General features: G+C 43.2%; 10 protein-coding genes. 5 read left to right on the top strand and 5 right to left on the bottom strand.

Going from position 1 to position 16,029, the window contains the following annotated elements:
- Nucleotides 1-17: 17 nt before the first annotated feature.
- The gene (gene folP / locus ACYIA1_RS17940) at nt 18-857 is read right to left on the bottom strand and encodes a dihydropteroate synthase (RefSeq protein WP_227713631.1); all 840 of its coding nucleotides are present in this window, start codon (nt 855-857) and stop codon (nt 18-20) included.
- 129 nt (nt 858-986) lie between these two features.
- On the opposite strand from folP, the gene ACYIA1_RS17935 reads away from it, so the two are divergent.
- Complete coding sequence (locus ACYIA1_RS17935; protein ID WP_005867352.1) at nt 987-2,270, top strand: UDP-N-acetylmuramoyl-tripeptide--D-alanyl-D-alanine ligase; 1,284 nt, start codon at nt 987-989, stop codon at nt 2,268-2,270.
- Here ACYIA1_RS17935 and ACYIA1_RS17930 read toward each other — a convergent pair.
- On the bottom strand, nt 2,265-4,451 hold the full coding sequence (locus ACYIA1_RS17930; protein WP_005867351.1) for a DUF2339 domain-containing protein: 2,187 nt from the start codon (nt 4,449-4,451) through the stop codon (nt 2,265-2,267). The genes ACYIA1_RS17935 and ACYIA1_RS17930 overlap by 6 nt on opposite strands.
- 278 nt (nt 4,452-4,729) lie before the next feature.
- Nucleotides 4,730-7,627, bottom strand: a complete 2,898-nt coding sequence (locus ACYIA1_RS17925) for a DUF6383 domain-containing protein (RefSeq protein WP_230327996.1) — start codon at nt 7,625-7,627, stop codon at nt 4,730-4,732.
- A 293-nt stretch (nt 7,628-7,920) separates the two neighbouring features.
- Here ACYIA1_RS17925 and ACYIA1_RS17920 point away from each other — a divergent pair, with 293 nt between their 5' ends.
- Nucleotides 7,921-10,977, top strand: coding sequence for a DUF6383 domain-containing protein (locus tag ACYIA1_RS17920; protein WP_480336152.1), 3,057 nt, complete (start codon nt 7,921-7,923; stop codon nt 10,975-10,977).
- A 344-nt stretch (nt 10,978-11,321) separates the two neighbouring features.
- Nucleotides 11,322-12,470 (top strand): acyltransferase family protein, encoded by a 1,149-nt coding sequence (locus tag ACYIA1_RS17915; protein WP_270215419.1) that lies wholly within the window; start codon nt 11,322-11,324, stop codon nt 12,468-12,470.
- A gap of 149 nt (nt 12,471-12,619) precedes the next feature.
- Here ACYIA1_RS17915 and ACYIA1_RS17910 read toward each other — a convergent pair whose 3' ends face one another.
- Nucleotides 12,620-13,243: a chloramphenicol acetyltransferase gene (locus ACYIA1_RS17910; protein WP_057326123.1), complete on the bottom strand. Its 624-nt coding sequence runs from the start codon at nt 13,241-13,243 to the stop codon at nt 12,620-12,622.
- On the bottom strand, nt 13,240-13,749 hold the full coding sequence (locus ACYIA1_RS17905) for a GNAT family N-acetyltransferase (protein ID WP_005863277.1): 510 nt from the start codon (nt 13,747-13,749) through the stop codon (nt 13,240-13,242). Before ACYIA1_RS17905 ends, ACYIA1_RS17910 begins: the two co-directional genes overlap by 4 nt.
- A gap of 95 nt (nt 13,750-13,844) precedes the next feature.
- On the opposite strand from ACYIA1_RS17905, the gene ACYIA1_RS17900 reads away from it, so the two are divergent.
- Entirely contained in the window at nt 13,845-14,804 is a 960-nt protein-coding gene (locus ACYIA1_RS17900; RefSeq protein WP_480336151.1) for a nitrilase family protein, read from the top strand.
- A 5-nt stretch (nt 14,805-14,809) separates the two neighbouring features.
- A complete protein-coding gene (locus ACYIA1_RS17895) occupies nt 14,810-15,997 on the top strand; it encodes a DUF418 domain-containing protein (protein WP_005863273.1) in 1,188 nt (395 codons plus the stop codon).
- Nucleotides 15,998-16,029: the final 32 nt, after the last annotated feature.

Below are 16,029 nucleotides of genomic sequence, written 5' to 3'. Positions count from 1 at the left end.
AAGTTGAAAATTGAAAATTATTTGTTGGTCATTTGACCTATGACGCGAATGGCTTCCACTGCTTCCCGCACGTCATGTACACGAAGGATATTAGCGCCGTTCAAGAGAGCGTACGTATTCAATACAGTCGTTCCGTTCAGGCTATCCGCAGGGGTTCCACCCAGTAATTTATAAATCATGCTTTTACGGGAGACTCCAACTAATAAAGGCAACTCAAAAATAGAGAACTCCTTTAAATGGCTCATCAATTGGTAATTCTGCTCCAACGTCTTACTAAAACCAAAGCCGGGATCGAGAATGATATCATTCACCCCTAAAAGCCGAAGCTGGCGTACCTTCCGGGAAAAGTACAGCATGATCTCCTCCATCATATCCGGGTAATCAGTATGCCTCTGCCTAGTTTGAGGGGTTCCACGCATATGCATCATGATATAAGGCACCTTCAAATCCGCTACCGTTTGGAACATATCCGCATCCAACTCACCGCCGGAGATATCGTTAATGATAGCTGCTCCATATTCCTCTACGCAACGACGCGCAATCCCCGCACGAAACGTATCTACGGACACCGGGATATCCGGGTAATGCTTATTTAATATATGTAAGGCAAACTCCAAACGGCGCATCTCTTCCTCCGGCGTAACCTCAGCGGCATCCGGACGGGATGAATAACCACCGATATCTATCCAATCTCCTCCCTCCGATAAGATTTCCCGGATACGGTCCTCGATAGCGGTCTCGGTCTGTTTGCGGCTGCCCGCATAAAAAGAATCAGGGGTAATATTCAAGATTCCCATCACCAACGGCGTCGCTAAAGAAGTGAGTGTCCCTCTAATATTGAGCGTTTTATCTAACATGATCTTTCCTTATTTCCAGCAAAGATACAGGTTTCTCTCTTAAAATCTCCTTCTAGATTCTTCATTCTTTATTTAATTGCTACATTTGCCCCGAATTAGACAGGAATAAATATTTAACGCGATACAGTCATGAGTATTATCGACCTCTATGATTTATTTATACATAACCCTCAAATAACGACAGATAGCCGGAACTGTCCGAAGGGTTCTATCTTCTTCGCCTTAAAAGGCGATAAATTCGATGGAAATCAATATGCAGGGAAAGCCTTGGCATCCGGCTGTGTCTATGCCGTCATAGACAATCCCGATTATTATATAGGCGAACGCACGATCCTTGTTGATAACGTGCTGAAGACCTTGCAACAATTAGCGCACCATCACCGCAAGGTACTGGGGTTGCCGATCATCGGGATTACCGGAACGAATGGCAAGACCACGACCAAAGAGTTATTGGCTGCCGTACTCTCAACGAAATTCAATTTGCTATATACCGAAGGTAATTTCAATAATCATATTGGCGTTCCCTTGACCTTGCTCCGATTGACTCATGACCATGAGATGGCGGTTATCGAGATGGGCGCCAGCCATCCGGGAGACATCAAGGAATTAGTGGATATCGTCCATCCTAACTATGGCATCATCACGAACGTAGGCCGTGCCCATCTGGAAGGCTTCGGTTCTTTCGAGGGTGTGATCCGGACAAAAGGGGAGTTATATGATTATATCCGTCGCTCCAAAGGCAAGATATTTATCAAGAAAGAGAACGAGTACCTTCAGTCTATCGCCAAAGGCATCGAACAAATCACATATGGAAACGGGGATGATGCTTTCGCGTCCGGACAGGTAGTCAGTTGCGATCCTTTCTTAGTGTTCAATTGGAAGCAACAAGGAAAGTTGCATACCGTCGAAACACATATGATCGGTAGTTATAACCTAGATAATGTATTGGCCGCCGTCGCCGTAGGCCGCTTCTTCAAGATCCCGGCAGAGCGTATCAGCCGTGCTATCGCCGCTTACGAGCCAACCAATAACCGTTCCCAATTCAAGAAAACCGAGAATAACGAATTGATTATCGATGCTTACAATGCGAATCCGAGTAGCATGAAAGTAGCTCTGGACAATTTCATCACCATGCCCGTACAGCCTAAAGCCATCATCCTTGGAGATATGCGCGAGCTTGGACCAACTAGCGACGAATTACACGCGGAGGTTGTCGAACAGATCAAGAAAGGCCAGTTCGACAAGGTGTTCCTCTGCGGCGAGCATTTCTCTAAGGTAGGCAAAGAGTTCTCCCCCTTCGCTACCACGGAGGCAATGGTGGAAGAGCTTCGGAAACAGCCGTTAAAGGGCTATCATATCTTGATCAAAGGCTCTCATAGCATGGGGCTGGAGAAACTAGCGGATATCCTATAAGCTATCATCGAACAAGACGGTTTTCAACTTCTGATACAAGAAGGAGAGAACCAATAAGATAACTCCCAAGATTATAAAGACGACCACTTTCCCGATCGTAGGCAAGAGCCACAGATCTACCAACACCAACTTTAGCAATACGATCGAGAAAGTGGCCAAACTAATCATCCGGACAACCTTCAGGTGCAATCGCATTCCCACCGCCATTTGCATAAAGCCGGCAAGACTCAACGAGATAGAGAAGCCTGCGCTTAATTCATCCGGCAAGCCCAACTGATTCAACAAATTATTCGTTCCCACGGCCAGTAATATCGTAGACAGCAAACAAATATATAAGGTCATCCCATGCGTACGCTTTTCTCTTGCGTCAAATGACTTATAATAGTACCGCCCCAAGACAAAAATATGCCCCCCGATTAAAAGCAAGGAAACCCATAGCAGGAACCGGGGAATAAAGAGATCATCATACCCGACCCACAAAGACATTCCTCCGAACAGGGATAAAGATAGCCCCAAGAGTAGTCCGTATCCCCCCGCATTTCTTGACACAGGCAAATAGCTTTTCCCTAATAAAACATTCGCAGCAAATAAAACCGCCACCGTAAATGTCTCGATATAGCTAAAGGACACGATCGAAGGATCTACATATGAATAGAAATCGAAAACAAAGGCTATATATAATACGACACATCCCGTCAAGAGAGGCCCTTTCGTAGATATCCTTGTCGGACGTACCAACCAAGCGTCTACCCAATACGATAACCCCGTAAAAATACCGGTAGCGAACAAGCCATTTATAAATAGGGAAGAATCTCCGTACCGAGCCTCCATACATCCGTGGAAGACATCCATTCCGTAAGAGCCCAGCGTCAAGACCGGAAGTACCCAAGCGAATATCTCGTAAACCCGCAGACGGAAACGACTATAGAACCAGAGAATAATCATTACCTCTGAAGCCCAAAACAAGGTAATAAAGGTCCCTTCCAGTTGGATCGGGATCGTCACCGATACGAACGTAAGAGCGATACCCAATAACGTATGCATCAAGAAAGTGAAAGGTTCCCCTTTCCGTTTGATCCAAAAGAAAAGAGCGAAGTTAATAGCCGCAACAAAAAGGGTTACCAGACCTTTGCAATTCCGCTCAAGCTCCATATTCTGCAGGAGACAAAGGGCAAAGAACAGGAATACAAAATTGTTCAATCCGATCACTCCTAATAAATATTGATTGATCCCCCGGATATTGATTCGTACGATGGAAGCGACCGATAATAAGAAGATCAAATAGAAGGCGATAGAGAAAATAAGTAAATGTGTTAATTGGACACTTCCCATCAAATCCAGATCCGCAGCATACGTATAACCCGCAAAGACGATCCAAGTCAAGGCAAAACAAATTACAGGCAATTCCCCCCACTTCTTATAGATAGATAGCCCGAACATTCCTAGGTCCAAGATCATGACATAGGTAAACAGCACCCAATAACTTCCATCTCCGCTACCCACTAAGAATGGAGCGATAAATCCACCCACCAAAGCGATAATCGCCAGTTCCCTACGATTATAGAGTATAGATAAAGACGACATAAATCCGGTAAACAGCACAAGCAGAATAAAAGCGACCGTTTGGCTAAACAGCCCGTAATAATGATAGGCGATCGCCACCGTTACATAGAAGATTGCGAAAGCGCCTCCCGCCAGCAAAGAGCTAAAAGTACGATAGGAATCCTTCAAACGCCAAGCCACGAATAGAAGTAATCCGCCCATCCCAAAGCCAAGGATCGTACGCAAGGTCTCGTTTATCCATTCCTTATCTATCGCATACTTCACGAAAAGCCCCATACCCAAGACGAGTATCAGGATACCAATTTTACCGAATAAGTTCTCACCGATATATTTCTCATAATTGACAGGTTTCCGCACCTTCTGGGGTTGAGGATTTTTAGCAGGTTCGACAATCGCCCTTACCGGTTCAGGTTGTACGAAAACTTCCGGCTCTTTCAAGATCTCAGGCTCCGGTTCCTTTATCTCGTCCACAACTTCCGGACTATTCTCCAAACGTTTACGCAAGGCAGCGATCTCTTTCAACAATTCCTCCGTTTTCTCTTGTGATTTGGATATCTTATTACGCAAGTTTATCCAAATCATGATCAGTAATAGAAGTATCAGTAAGGTATATTCCATAAACTCTAAAATTATAAGCTTGCCGCAATATACGCATTTATTTATGTAAAAGCTTTCCGAACCATAAAAAAGTCCCGACGATACGAATATCGCCGGGAGCAATTTTTTATCCGGTTTCCTTCCTCACGGAAATACTATCGGAAGAACTTTTTTACTTTAGTATTAACCACACGTTCCCCCATCACGGGATACTTTGTTGCGTGGAAATTATTTAATTAAATATATTTAGATAGAGACGGGACGTGCCCGCCTCTACTGTATCATTTCGAATAAAATAATTATTTAACAACCACCTTAACAGCAGCCTCACCCTCTACAGCTACAGCTACGATACCTGCCGGTACAGCGATTGTAGCGTTATCAGATGAAAGAACTGTCTCAGCAACCACCTTACCTAAGATGTTAGAGATAACAACAGACTTGCCAGCGGCACCTTGGATTGTTACAGTTCCAGCGTTAGCGACAACAGAGATAGCAGAAGCTCCTTCTTCAACGTTATCGTTGGATGTCGGGTGTAATGTCGTAGCCTCAGCAACGAACTCATGAGCCTCGTCACGATTATCCGTCCAAACTAATACATTGTTGATAACTTTCAAATAAGAAGTTACATCTTCACGATCAGTCTTAGTTGCATCATCTTCGTTTGCAATCTCCTTTGTTGTCTTATTCTCGATCTTCAATGTATTATTTGCAGTTGTAACAAATGCCATTGCAGCCGGATTTACAGACATAGTCTTCAAGGTATCAACAGCAGTTGCTTTTTCACGAACAATAGCTAAAGAATCCTCACCATAAACGATAGCTTTAACAAAAGCTGCTTTCACCAAACCTTCTGTAGCATTCCAATAAGCGCTACCTTCATTTGTCTTAGATGTATATTTATCATCATCACCCTTAACCGCAGAATAAACAGAATCTTGAGGATTTACCAAGAAATATCTGTAACCATCAGCGATAGCAGCAGAGTCTAACCCATTACCTGTTGTGATGTAATAAGTAGGTCTAGTTACATCTTTTACACAAGCAGTATCAATCCACAAACCAAACAAGCTGTCGATATATTCTTCTTGACCTGCCAACTTAACCTCCGCAAACAAAGACTTAGGATTCATGGAAAGAGCTTTACCATCAGCCTCGGCAGATTTAACCAACATGTGAGAAGGAGCATTCAATGTAGCGTAGTCCGGAGATGGCTCTACTACCAAGTCAAAATAGTTGTTATTTACAGCTGAAGCTGCAGCAGAGATCAACTTACCAGTATTAACATCCAATACCACAATCTTATCACCTGTAGACAATAAATAACCATTGCCCTTAGCTGTTTTGAATGTGAACTCAGAACCAGCAACTGCAGGAGTAGCTGTATTATCTTCTTTTGCCAACTTAAATTCATTATCCTTAGCTACAACATACTCTTTTGTATATTGCTTGTAAAGTTTATAAGTAGCCGTAGCTAAAGTATCACCTAAAGCGATAGCACCTACACCAGCTTTGTGTTCATCAGCATTGCTAGTCCAGACCTTACCCGTTTTATCTTTAATTACTTCAACCTTGAATTTAGCAGCGTCTTCGGCTGTAGTTTTCTTAACCTTCAATACGCCGTCAACGATTGTATACAAATCATCAACACCCTCCGTACCGGAGATCAAGTTCAATGTATAAGCGAAGTTATCAACAGCTACCTTGTCCAAATACTTCGTAGCCATATAGTTGTATTCCTTGCCACCGGCTTTGATATCTTTCTGATATTCGAAATAGAATTCAGTACCAGCCGCTAAACTTGCAGAAGCAGCGCTATTTACAGCATCCACTCTGTAAGCGTCTTTACCTGTTACCTTATAGATCTGAGCGGCAGCAGTTGTAAGACCTTGGTTGAAGTTACGTTCAACGAATTGGTATTTACCACCCTTAGCAACTACATAGAACTGACCAGCAGGGTTATATGCATTAGGAGCATCCTTCTTCAATTCCAATCCACTAGCCGTAGCATAAACATACTTAAACTCATCACCAGATTTAACCTTGATGAAGTAAACACCATCACCAGTAGGCAATGTAGCCGGAGTGCCCTTACCTAATTTTACGGAAGGAGCGACACCTTGCTCGATTGTAGAAGGAGTACCAGAAAGTTTAGAGACTGTCAATACCTTTGAATTGGTTACCTGAGCATATACTACTTGAACATCAGCAGCAGTACCTGTAAGCGCAGCTTCAAATTTCTTAGTAGTTGTATTATAAACAGGTGCATTCTTTACATAAACAGCGACTTTATCGTTTGATAAGTCTTGAATAAATTTGAACTTTTGAAAATCACCATTCAATACTGTATGATAACCATTATCCAACCAAGTTGAGTCTTTTGCGAATTTATAGCCAAATACATCCTTTTGCCCAGCGATCGTGTACTTAGTTGTATCCAAACCGAAGTAAGCATCCTTTTCACCGATCTTATCAGCACCAACTTCCTGCAACTGTACATAATCAGCATCAGCACCAGTCAACTGAGTAGCTACTAATTCTTTGCCCTCAAAGATGTTCTCTTGATAAGCCTCTCCAAAGTTCAAAGAGAATACAGTGAAACCATCGCCTAAGTCAGAGGCAGCCAAAGTACGAGCCTTCAAAGCCGAATTTACTTCCGAAGTGAATGCTGTAGCGGCACTAGCAATGCCCAAGGATAACTTACCTCCAGACACAACCAATCCTAAAGATCCGTTCGCAGAATAATAAGCAGAAATCTTGCCGTCAGTAGTTACAGACCACTTGTCAACACCTGCCGCTAAATTAGGTTTAGCATCTTTTTTTGCAGCGAAAGACAATACAGCACCAGTCTTTTTGTTAGTGAAGCTGTAAAGCTTGTTTCCTGTAGCATCAACTCCAGCTTCAGTAACCTTCCACATAGCAGAGTCAATAGAAGCTTTAGGAGCAGTTGCCAAATTGCTAAATGTTTTTACCACTACAGAGTCCGATTTAGCTCCATAAACAGCTAAATAATCAGAAGGACTGGACTTCAACATGGTGTAACCGTCTGTTTTGGTGATTTGGGCTGAAGCAACAGCCGAAATCATTGCAAGTCCAGCTACAAGAGTAGAAAACTTTTTGTTCATAATTCTAAAATTAATATTAATACTAGTGTTAATTAAAAGCTCTTCAATATTTTGCCCCTTCAAATTAGGCATAAAACGACTAGTCTAAACGATCGTCTAGATCTTGCGTTTTTTAAGGGGGTAAAAAGAATGGTTCGTGAAAGGAATCGGCTGTTTTGTAACGGATAGCCTATTTGATTGATAAGAAAGAGGATAAGGGGTGAAAAAAATAGCTCAGAAGGGTTGCAAGTATCGAAGAAACGCGTACCTTTGCAAATGACTAAAAGAATCGATCGTTTAGACTAGTCGTTTTCGGGTAAAACAAGGGTGCTAAACGACGGGATGGACTTTAATTAACACTATTATTAATATTAAATTTTGAATTTATGAACAAAAGGATTTTTACCTTGTTAACAGCTGGTTTACTGCTAGGTGGACCTGCTTTTAATGCTGCGTATGCCGCTGTTGGAGACAAGAGCGTTGTTTCTTATACAACTACAGAGACCGCTTTGGGCAATGGCATGACATTCTATTTAGGAGCGTCAAATACTACTTTGTATGCAAAGTATACGAGTAGTGATATCTTAAAATTGAAGGGCGATAAGGAAGTTGTTTCTTTAACAGCTACAACTGCTTCTGCTACAAATGAAACTGCCGCCGAATTTACGATCCGTAACTACTCTTCTCGTACTTTCGAGTTGTGGGTAACTATTGATGGTAAGGAATACCAAGTTATAACAAAGGGCGATGGTACTGCCGTTACCGGAGATCAGTCAACGAAAAATCTTTCAGACTTCAACACGAAGTTTATTGTAAAAGATGGTAAGCTGAAATTTAAAGGCTTGTTTACGGCTGCATTGCCTGCTAGCGAGGTTGGTCGTAATTTACAGGCCTTCTCTTATGCTAAAGAGATCGGAGATGAGTATTTGACTGAATACAATTCAAAAGGTACAACTTTGTCCTTCGATTATACGACTAGCGAATTGGTTGGTAACTTGTTTGATTCCGTAACTCCGGTAACTGTTAGTGCGGATATTACTGCTGCGGATGCGAAAATCCAGACAGGTACTTATTTTGTGAAAGGTGACGCAAAGAAGGTAGAAGCATTTGTTGCTGAAGTTGAAGATGGTACAAATAATGAAGCTGCCATATCAGCTGCAAAAGAAATCTCTTTCTTAGCCGTGGATCCTACTCAACGTTACAACATCAATGGTAAACAAGATGGTGAAGGTTACGCTTTGTATTGGATGAAAGGTGAGGTCGCTGCTAAAGACTCTAGTGCAAACGCAAGCTTTACGATCTCATTGAAAGATGCCTTTAATGAGGATGGTAAGTTGATTTTAACGATGAAACCTTCTGTCAAAGAAGGTAATACTTGGAAATCTTATGATGTAAATGTAGCTGCGGTTAAGCCTTCTGTTTCTGATACGAAGACTTATGTGACTACTGTATTATCAGGAAGTACAAAAACGAACTATACTCCTATCCATCCGCAACTGGGTGCGAATTCTTATCTTGACGCTTCTGTATTATTGAAGAAGAACGCTGAGAATGTGGTAAATATTTACTTTACAAGTAATGATGAGGACAAGAGCTCTGAGGGTAAGCCAAACGCTCAAACAGAGTACCATAAGTATTTAACGGTTGATCCTGCTACAGGTGACGGTTTAAGAGTGGTTGCTTATAATAGTGCGGATTTTACGATGCCGGTATCCCAATGGATCGTTTCTGGTTTTGATGGCAAATATAATTTTACATTGACAAACCGTGAGACAGGTGAGGATTTGGTATTACGTTTACAACCGGATGGAAAAGAAGGTGGCTATAAAGTAGATAAAGCAACTTATGATGGAGAAGAAGTAACAATCAAAGGAGATGAAAAAGCTTCCAAAGGTGTAACAGAAGATTTAGCACTGAATACAACTTCCGTTAAGTTCAACACGATCGCTACAACTCGTACGGACGGTTATAAAGTATTCACGGATACTCAGATCGCCGAGGGCTTTAAGATGACATTCAATGGTAAGAACGTATTTGGTGACAAGACTCTTTATGCAGTTCTTTCTAATGATAAAAAGAGTATGAAGGTCTCTACCGATGAGAAGGCGACAATGTTGACCCTTTATCCGGAAAGAGTAAAAGGTGCTGAAACTTTGGATAAATCTTTGCAAGGTGTAGCTGATTACATCTTGAATACGAATACTTATGCTTACTTAAATGATAAGAATGAGGTTGTAAGAGTTGCGGATAAGGATACTTTGGTTGTTCCAACTTATATCTTGCGTACGACGGAAGTTAAGGGTGACGATGCTAGATATTTAGGTGCTGCCGCTGCTACTGATAAAGAAAAGGATGCCGCTACAGAGTTCGCTATCATTAAGAATGCCGCAGGCGGTTATTCTTTGGTTTCGTTAGCTGCGACTTCTGGGGGTACGCTTGATTATGCTGCTTCAATTGATAATACTTCTGCGGTTAAAACTGCGAGCGTTAATAGCACAAATTTAACTGTAGCTTATGATAAGAAGCGTTATGTAGCAGCTAGTGACTTGAATGATGGTTACGCAAACGTTGAGATCTTGGACGCTAATCCGTTCAACCCGTCATTGGCCTCTCAACCACGTCACGCATCATTTGACAATATGTTAGGTTCTATCAACTATCAGTTGAATAAGAATGGTATCACTGAAGGTATCCTTTCTGCGGAAAGCATGATTTTCTGGTTGGATACGGCGGATAGCAAGGCTAAGACTCCTTCATTCTATATCTCTAAAGGCATTGAGGTTGCTGAAGGCGAAGAAGCACCGGCTGAGAGAATGTTCATGTTCAATGCTCAGGATTCTTTGAAATATTTCGTAGAAGGCTCTGCTCAAGAATATACAAATGAGGCATATTATTTGGAAGGAACAGAGGATACTAAGGTAATCTTCCGTCCGGCTATCCTTGAGGGTGTTGATACAATCGCTACTACCGTAAATGGTGAGGCTGTAAAAGTTGTTAAGGAATTGGAGTCTGATGGTGAGACTGTAAATTCTGATAGACTGGATGCGTTCAAGTTTAATATAACTTTAGCTAAGGATTCTGAGGATGAGTATGTTATTTCTTCTCAAAGAAAGATTGATGGTAAGACAGTTTATGTTTATGCCTTGAATGGAAAACTTGGTTTGACTGCTGACAATGATATCGCTATGGTCTTCACATTAGGTACTGACGTTCCGACTTCTAACGGTTCTGTTGAAGATGCTGCTTCCTCTATCGTTGTAGTAGGTGGCAACGGTGTCGTAACGATCCAAGGCGCTGCTGGTCAGAACGCTTATGTACGTACTGTATTAGGCCAGTCTGTAGCTGAGACTGTTCTTACATCCGATAACGCTACAATCGCTGTACCTGCCGGTATCGTATTCGTTACGGTTGGCGAGGAGACTGTGAAAGTTGTCGTTAAATAATTGAATATTCAAAGTAAAGGAATAATGAAATAAGATAATCAACAATTCCCGTGAGGGTTTCGATCCCAAGTAATCCGTGACGGATGAACAGGCGGGAGTTGGATTAATATTAATACTAAAGTAATAAATTAAGAGGTCCGTAAGTACCTCCGTGAGGATGGAGTACGGATAAAGAAACAAGTCTCCGGCAGGCGTAAGCTTTGCTGGGGACTTCGTATTTTGCGACCTTATTTATGTGTAGCTAATGAAAAAAGAACTGTCTAATAACGTGAAAGATGGGGCCTTTTTGTATTTTTGCGGAAATTAGGAGTAATAGTAGTATCAAAAATAAGCTCAAACAATTAATGTCAAACTCAAAAATCTCAGCGGCCGCATTCGCGGACACAAAACCTCATTATGACCTTCTTGATGGATTGAGAGGTGTCGCAGCGTTAATGGTTATATTTTATCATGTATTCGAAGCCTTTGCTACGAGTCCCATTGATCAACAATTTAATCACGGTTATTTAGCCGTTGATTTCTTCTTTATCCTGTCCGGGTTCGTGATTGGTTATGCTTATGACGACCGGTGGAAAACCATGACAACAAAGGATTTTATCAAACGTCGATTGATCCGTTTGCATCCGATGGTTGTCCTTGGAGCCGTTTTGGGAGTTATCGCGTTTTATATACAAGGGTGTGAGAAGTGGGATGGTACGCATGTCTCTATATCCATGGTGATGCTAGCTTTGCTTATCAACCTTTTTTTGATACCGGCTGTACCCGGTTCCGGGCCTGAGATCCGTGGAAATGGTGAGATGTTTCCTTTGAATGGTCCTAGTTGGTCTTTGTTCTTCGAGTATATCGGAAATATTATGTATGCTTTGTTTATTCGTCGGATGTCAACGAAGGCGCTTATGGCACTTATTGTCTTGGCGGGAATCGGATTGGCTTCGTTCGCTATATTCAATTTTTCCGGTGCGGGGCACCTAGGTGTAGGGTGGACGATGGAAGAGTACAATTTGATCGGTGGCTTTTTACGAGTGTTATTTTCTTTCTCGATGGGATTGTTGATGTCGCGCGTCTTTAAACCCATTCATGTCAAAGGTGCTTTTTGGATTTGTAGCTTGGCGATCGTTGTTTTACTTTCCATGCCCTATGTCGGTGACGGTGAGGCTTTATGGATGAACGGTATCTATGATTCTGTATGTGCGATCCTAATATTCCCTATGCTTGTTTATCTGGGGGCCTCCGGGAAGACAACCGATAAGCATTCCGCCCGTATTTGTAAATTCTTGGGAGATATCTCTTATCCTTTGTATATGGTACATTACCCTCTTATATACTTGTATTTTGGGTGGGTGAAGAAGGAGAACCTTACATTTGCCGAGGCGTGGCCGGAAGCATTGGCCTTGGTTCTAGGAAGTATAGCGCTGGCTTATATCAGTTTGAGGATATACGACGAGCCTGTCCGCAGGTACCTGACCAAACGTTTCTTGCGGGTACGCAAATAAGCCCGATTGGATAGCCTATAGGCTTGTCCCAGTACTTTGTAAGGAGTACTGGAATACTTTGATGAAAGTACCGAAGTACTTCCTACGTGGTACTGGGGTACTCTCGGCGGGAGTACTGGGCTGACTGTCGGGGGGGGCTCGCTGTTTTATCAATCTTTATCCGCTATACGATCTAAGAGGATAGACACATGTCTACCGTCCATCAAGCCATGATGAGCCGTTACGGAGATAGGGAGCATCCGATGCCCGTTCTGCTCGATCAGCTTTCCGGTGGAGATACGGGTAGCGGAATCGCTTGTACGGAAAGAGGAAGCATGTTTCATCTCCGTGAAGGCGATCCATGGGACCGGGGAGAAACGGACTAGGTCTTGCCGGTCAGATTCCCTATCTTTGCAAAGGCCGGTGAGAGCTTGCACACGTTCGATCTCTTTCTGTGCGTTTTGAAGGAACAGTTGCCTGTCCGGTGTATATTCGAAGAAGCCGAAGCCGAATGTTCCGTCTTCCCGCCCAATCGTTGTTCCCACGTGGATTCGGTCGAAGCAGACAGGGATGTTGTCGATGATCCGGTACCGGAACTCTTCCACCTCATTAACGGCTGTCATAATCTTATGTAAGGAGTAGAGGAAAAAAGAGGCATGATCCGCTTTCGCCTCTTTATAGATGGAGGTCACGTCTATCTGGGTGGTCAGTCCGAAGAAAGGGTCGTCCATAGAACCGAAAAACAGGAAATGTTCTTTCCGGTTCCAATGCTCTAGGTCAATAGGATGCTTCATGATTCTTTATTTGTTGGGTTTACTATTTTGTGGAAAGCGATGCGTTCCGTACCATTCGCTATGTAAATGATACCGCATTGCTTGAAGCCATGCTTTTTCAATAAGTTTTGCATGACAATATTATCCCGGTGTGTATCGATACGGATATTATCGCAATGAGCGAATGCCCATTTTAGACATTCGGTCGAGATCCCCTTTTGCTTGCCGTTGGAGGCCATGCGATGGATCACGGCATAAGGTTCATCGTTCAGCCATTCGCCTTCATAGATCTTTAGGTAAGTAGGGTCGATTCCCTCGATGTAACAAAAGGTCCCCACTAACTCGCCCTGCTCATTTTCGCATACGAAACTATGGCTGGCCTTGATCTCGTTGGAGATCAATTCCTCGGAAGGATATCCATTGATCCATTGATTCCCGTTGCCATGCTCTTGCATGAACCTGCGTGCATAATCGTAGATTGCCATTATCTGGGGCAAATCTTCCTTTCGTGTTCGTCTGATATTCATGATCGGTAGAAAAAGTTATCCCGCAAAAGTAGTATATTATTGTTATCTTTGCGAATCTAGTCGAAAAATATATAAACCAATTAAATCAAAATATCATGGAACCATTAAAAATTGCTACCGTGCAGTTCGAGACACGGGATAACGATAAAGTGTATAATCTTTCTATCATCCGGGAGATGTGCCGGAAAGCGTCGGTAGAGGGAGCGGATGTAGTGGCTTTTCACGAATGCTCGGTTTGTGGATATACGTTTGCCAAGGACTTGTCTCGCGAGGAATTGTTGGCTATTGCCGAACCGATCCCCACGGGGGAGAGTACGCAAGCCTTGATCGCCATCGCCAAAGAGTTTGGCGTCACGCTACTGGCCGGATTCTTTGAGCGGGATGGGGATCGCATCTATAAAGCGCTAGTTTGCGTGGATGGCAATGGCTTGAAGGCAAAGTACCGCAAGCTACATCCGTTTATTAATCCGAATATCTTGCCGGGCGATCAATATGTGGTTTTTGAGATCAAGGGATGGAAATGTGGCATATTGATTTGCTACGATAATAATATCATAGAGAATGTCCGTGCCACGGCCTTATTAGGGGCGGATATCATTTTCATGCCTCACGTGACGATGTGTACCCCTTCCCCTCGCCCCGGGGCTGGTTTGATAAATCCTATGTTATGGGAGAACCGGGCAAACGACCCGACTTCCTTGCGACAGGAGTTCGATGGCCTGAAGGGACGTGCTTGGCTTATGAAATGGTTTCCCGCTAGGGCGTACGACAATGCGGTATATGTGGTATTCTCCAATCCGATCGGGCGTGATTATAATGAGATCAAGAACGGTTGCTCGATGATTCTGGATCCTTTCGGCGATATCGTGGCGGAATGCCGTAAACTGGGTGATGATTTCGTGATCGCTACGGCTATCCCTGAGAAATTGAGACAGGCTGGAGGATATCGTTACCGAAATGCCCGTCGTCCGGAACTTTATGCGGATATTATCGGCCAACCGCATGAGTCCAATCAAAAGGTAGCATGGTTAACAGAAACAACAAATAGCAAATAAATAGTATGCAACAAACAACAATCTCTAAGTCACCTCGTGTAGAGGTGGTGGATGCGCTACGTGGTTTCGCTGTCTTGGCAATCTTATTAGTGCATAATGTGGAACATTTTATCTATCCGGTCTATCCGGACCCGGCTACGCTGCCGGGATGGTTGAACGTATTGAATGAAGGCGTGTTTACGGTGGTATTCGCTTTGTTTGCCGGGAAATCGTATTCTATCTTTGCCTTGTTATTTGGTTTTACCTTTTATATACAGTATTCGAACCAGCAGGCGAAGGGAAAAGACTTCGGTTACCGCTTCCTTTGGAGATTACTGCTGTTGACGATCTTCGCTACGTTGAACGCCGCTTTTTATCCGGCAGGCGATGTTTTGCTGCTGTATGCGATCGTGGGCGTTGTTTTGTTTATCGTGCGTAAATGGAGCGATAAGGCTGTCTTGATAACGGCTATTATCTTTTTATTGCAGCCGGTGGAGTGGTATCATTATATCGCTAGCCTGTTTAATCCGGATTACCAATTACCCAATTTAGGAGTAGGGGAGATGTACTCAGAGATGGCGGAGCACACCAAGCGGGGGGATTTATGGAATTTCATCTGGCAGAACGTGACGTTAGGACAAAAGGCTAGTTTGCTCTGGGCTGTTGGTGCCGGCCGGTATGTACAGACCTGCGGGTTATTTATGCTGGGAATGTTGATCGGGCGCAAAAAGTTATTTATCCCCTCGGAGGAGAATTCCCGTTTTTGGATAAAGACTTTGATCATTACTGCGATCGCTTTCGGTCCTTTATACCAACTGAAAGTATTGTTGATGGATACGGCGGACAGCGCTATCGTGCGCCAGACGGCAGGTGTTGTGTTTGATATGTGGCAGAAATTCGCTTTTACGTTCGTATTGGTGGCTTCCTTTGTGTTACTGTATCAGCGCGAGGCCTTTAAGCGTTTTACCTCTATCTTACGCTCTTATGGAAAGATGAGCTTGACGAATTATGTGACACAATCTTTTGCTGGTGCGTTGATCTATTTCCCGATCGGCTTGAATCTGGCTCCTTACTGCGGTTATACGGTCAGCATGTTCATCGGTATCGCCTTTTTCTTTTTGCAAGTACGCTTCTGTAAATGGTGGGCTGAAAGACATAAACACGGACCGTTGGAAGGTCTTTGGCATAAGTGGACATGGGTAGGTTCTAAATAAGGATCTGATTATCTGGTGAAATGAGATGGGGT

Source organism: Parabacteroides sp. KHUB-02 (assembly GCF_056640955.1).
This window is presented reverse-complemented; position numbering and strand designations above follow the sequence as displayed.

What these genes read in the sequence shown, in the direction of transcription:
- folP (WP_227713631.1), bottom strand. Translation starts at nt 857, where the DNA reads ATGTTAGATAAAACGCTCAATATTAGAGGGACACTCACTTCTTTAGCG.
- ACYIA1_RS17935 (WP_005867352.1), top strand. Translation starts at nt 987, where the DNA reads ATGAGTATTATCGACCTCTATGATTTATTTATACATAACCCTCAAATA.
- ACYIA1_RS17930 (WP_005867351.1), bottom strand. Translation starts at nt 4,451, where the DNA reads ATGGAATATACCTTACTGATACTTCTATTACTGATCATGATTTGGATA.
- ACYIA1_RS17925 (WP_230327996.1), bottom strand. Translation starts at nt 7,627, where the DNA reads ATGCCTAATTTGAAGGGGCAAAATATTGAAGAGCTTTTAATTAACACT.
- ACYIA1_RS17920 (WP_480336152.1), top strand. Translation starts at nt 7,921, where the DNA reads ATGAACAAAAGGATTTTTACCTTGTTAACAGCTGGTTTACTGCTAGGT.
- ACYIA1_RS17915 (WP_270215419.1), top strand. Translation starts at nt 11,322, where the DNA reads ATGTCAAACTCAAAAATCTCAGCGGCCGCATTCGCGGACACAAAACCT.
- ACYIA1_RS17910 (WP_057326123.1), bottom strand. Translation starts at nt 13,243, where the DNA reads ATGAAGCATCCTATTGACCTAGAGCATTGGAACCGGAAAGAACATTTC.
- ACYIA1_RS17905 (WP_005863277.1), bottom strand. Translation starts at nt 13,749, where the DNA reads ATGAATATCAGACGAACACGAAAGGAAGATTTGCCCCAGATAATGGCA.
- ACYIA1_RS17900 (WP_480336151.1), top strand. Translation starts at nt 13,845, where the DNA reads ATGGAACCATTAAAAATTGCTACCGTGCAGTTCGAGACACGGGATAAC.
- ACYIA1_RS17895 (WP_005863273.1), top strand. Translation starts at nt 14,810, where the DNA reads ATGCAACAAACAACAATCTCTAAGTCACCTCGTGTAGAGGTGGTGGAT.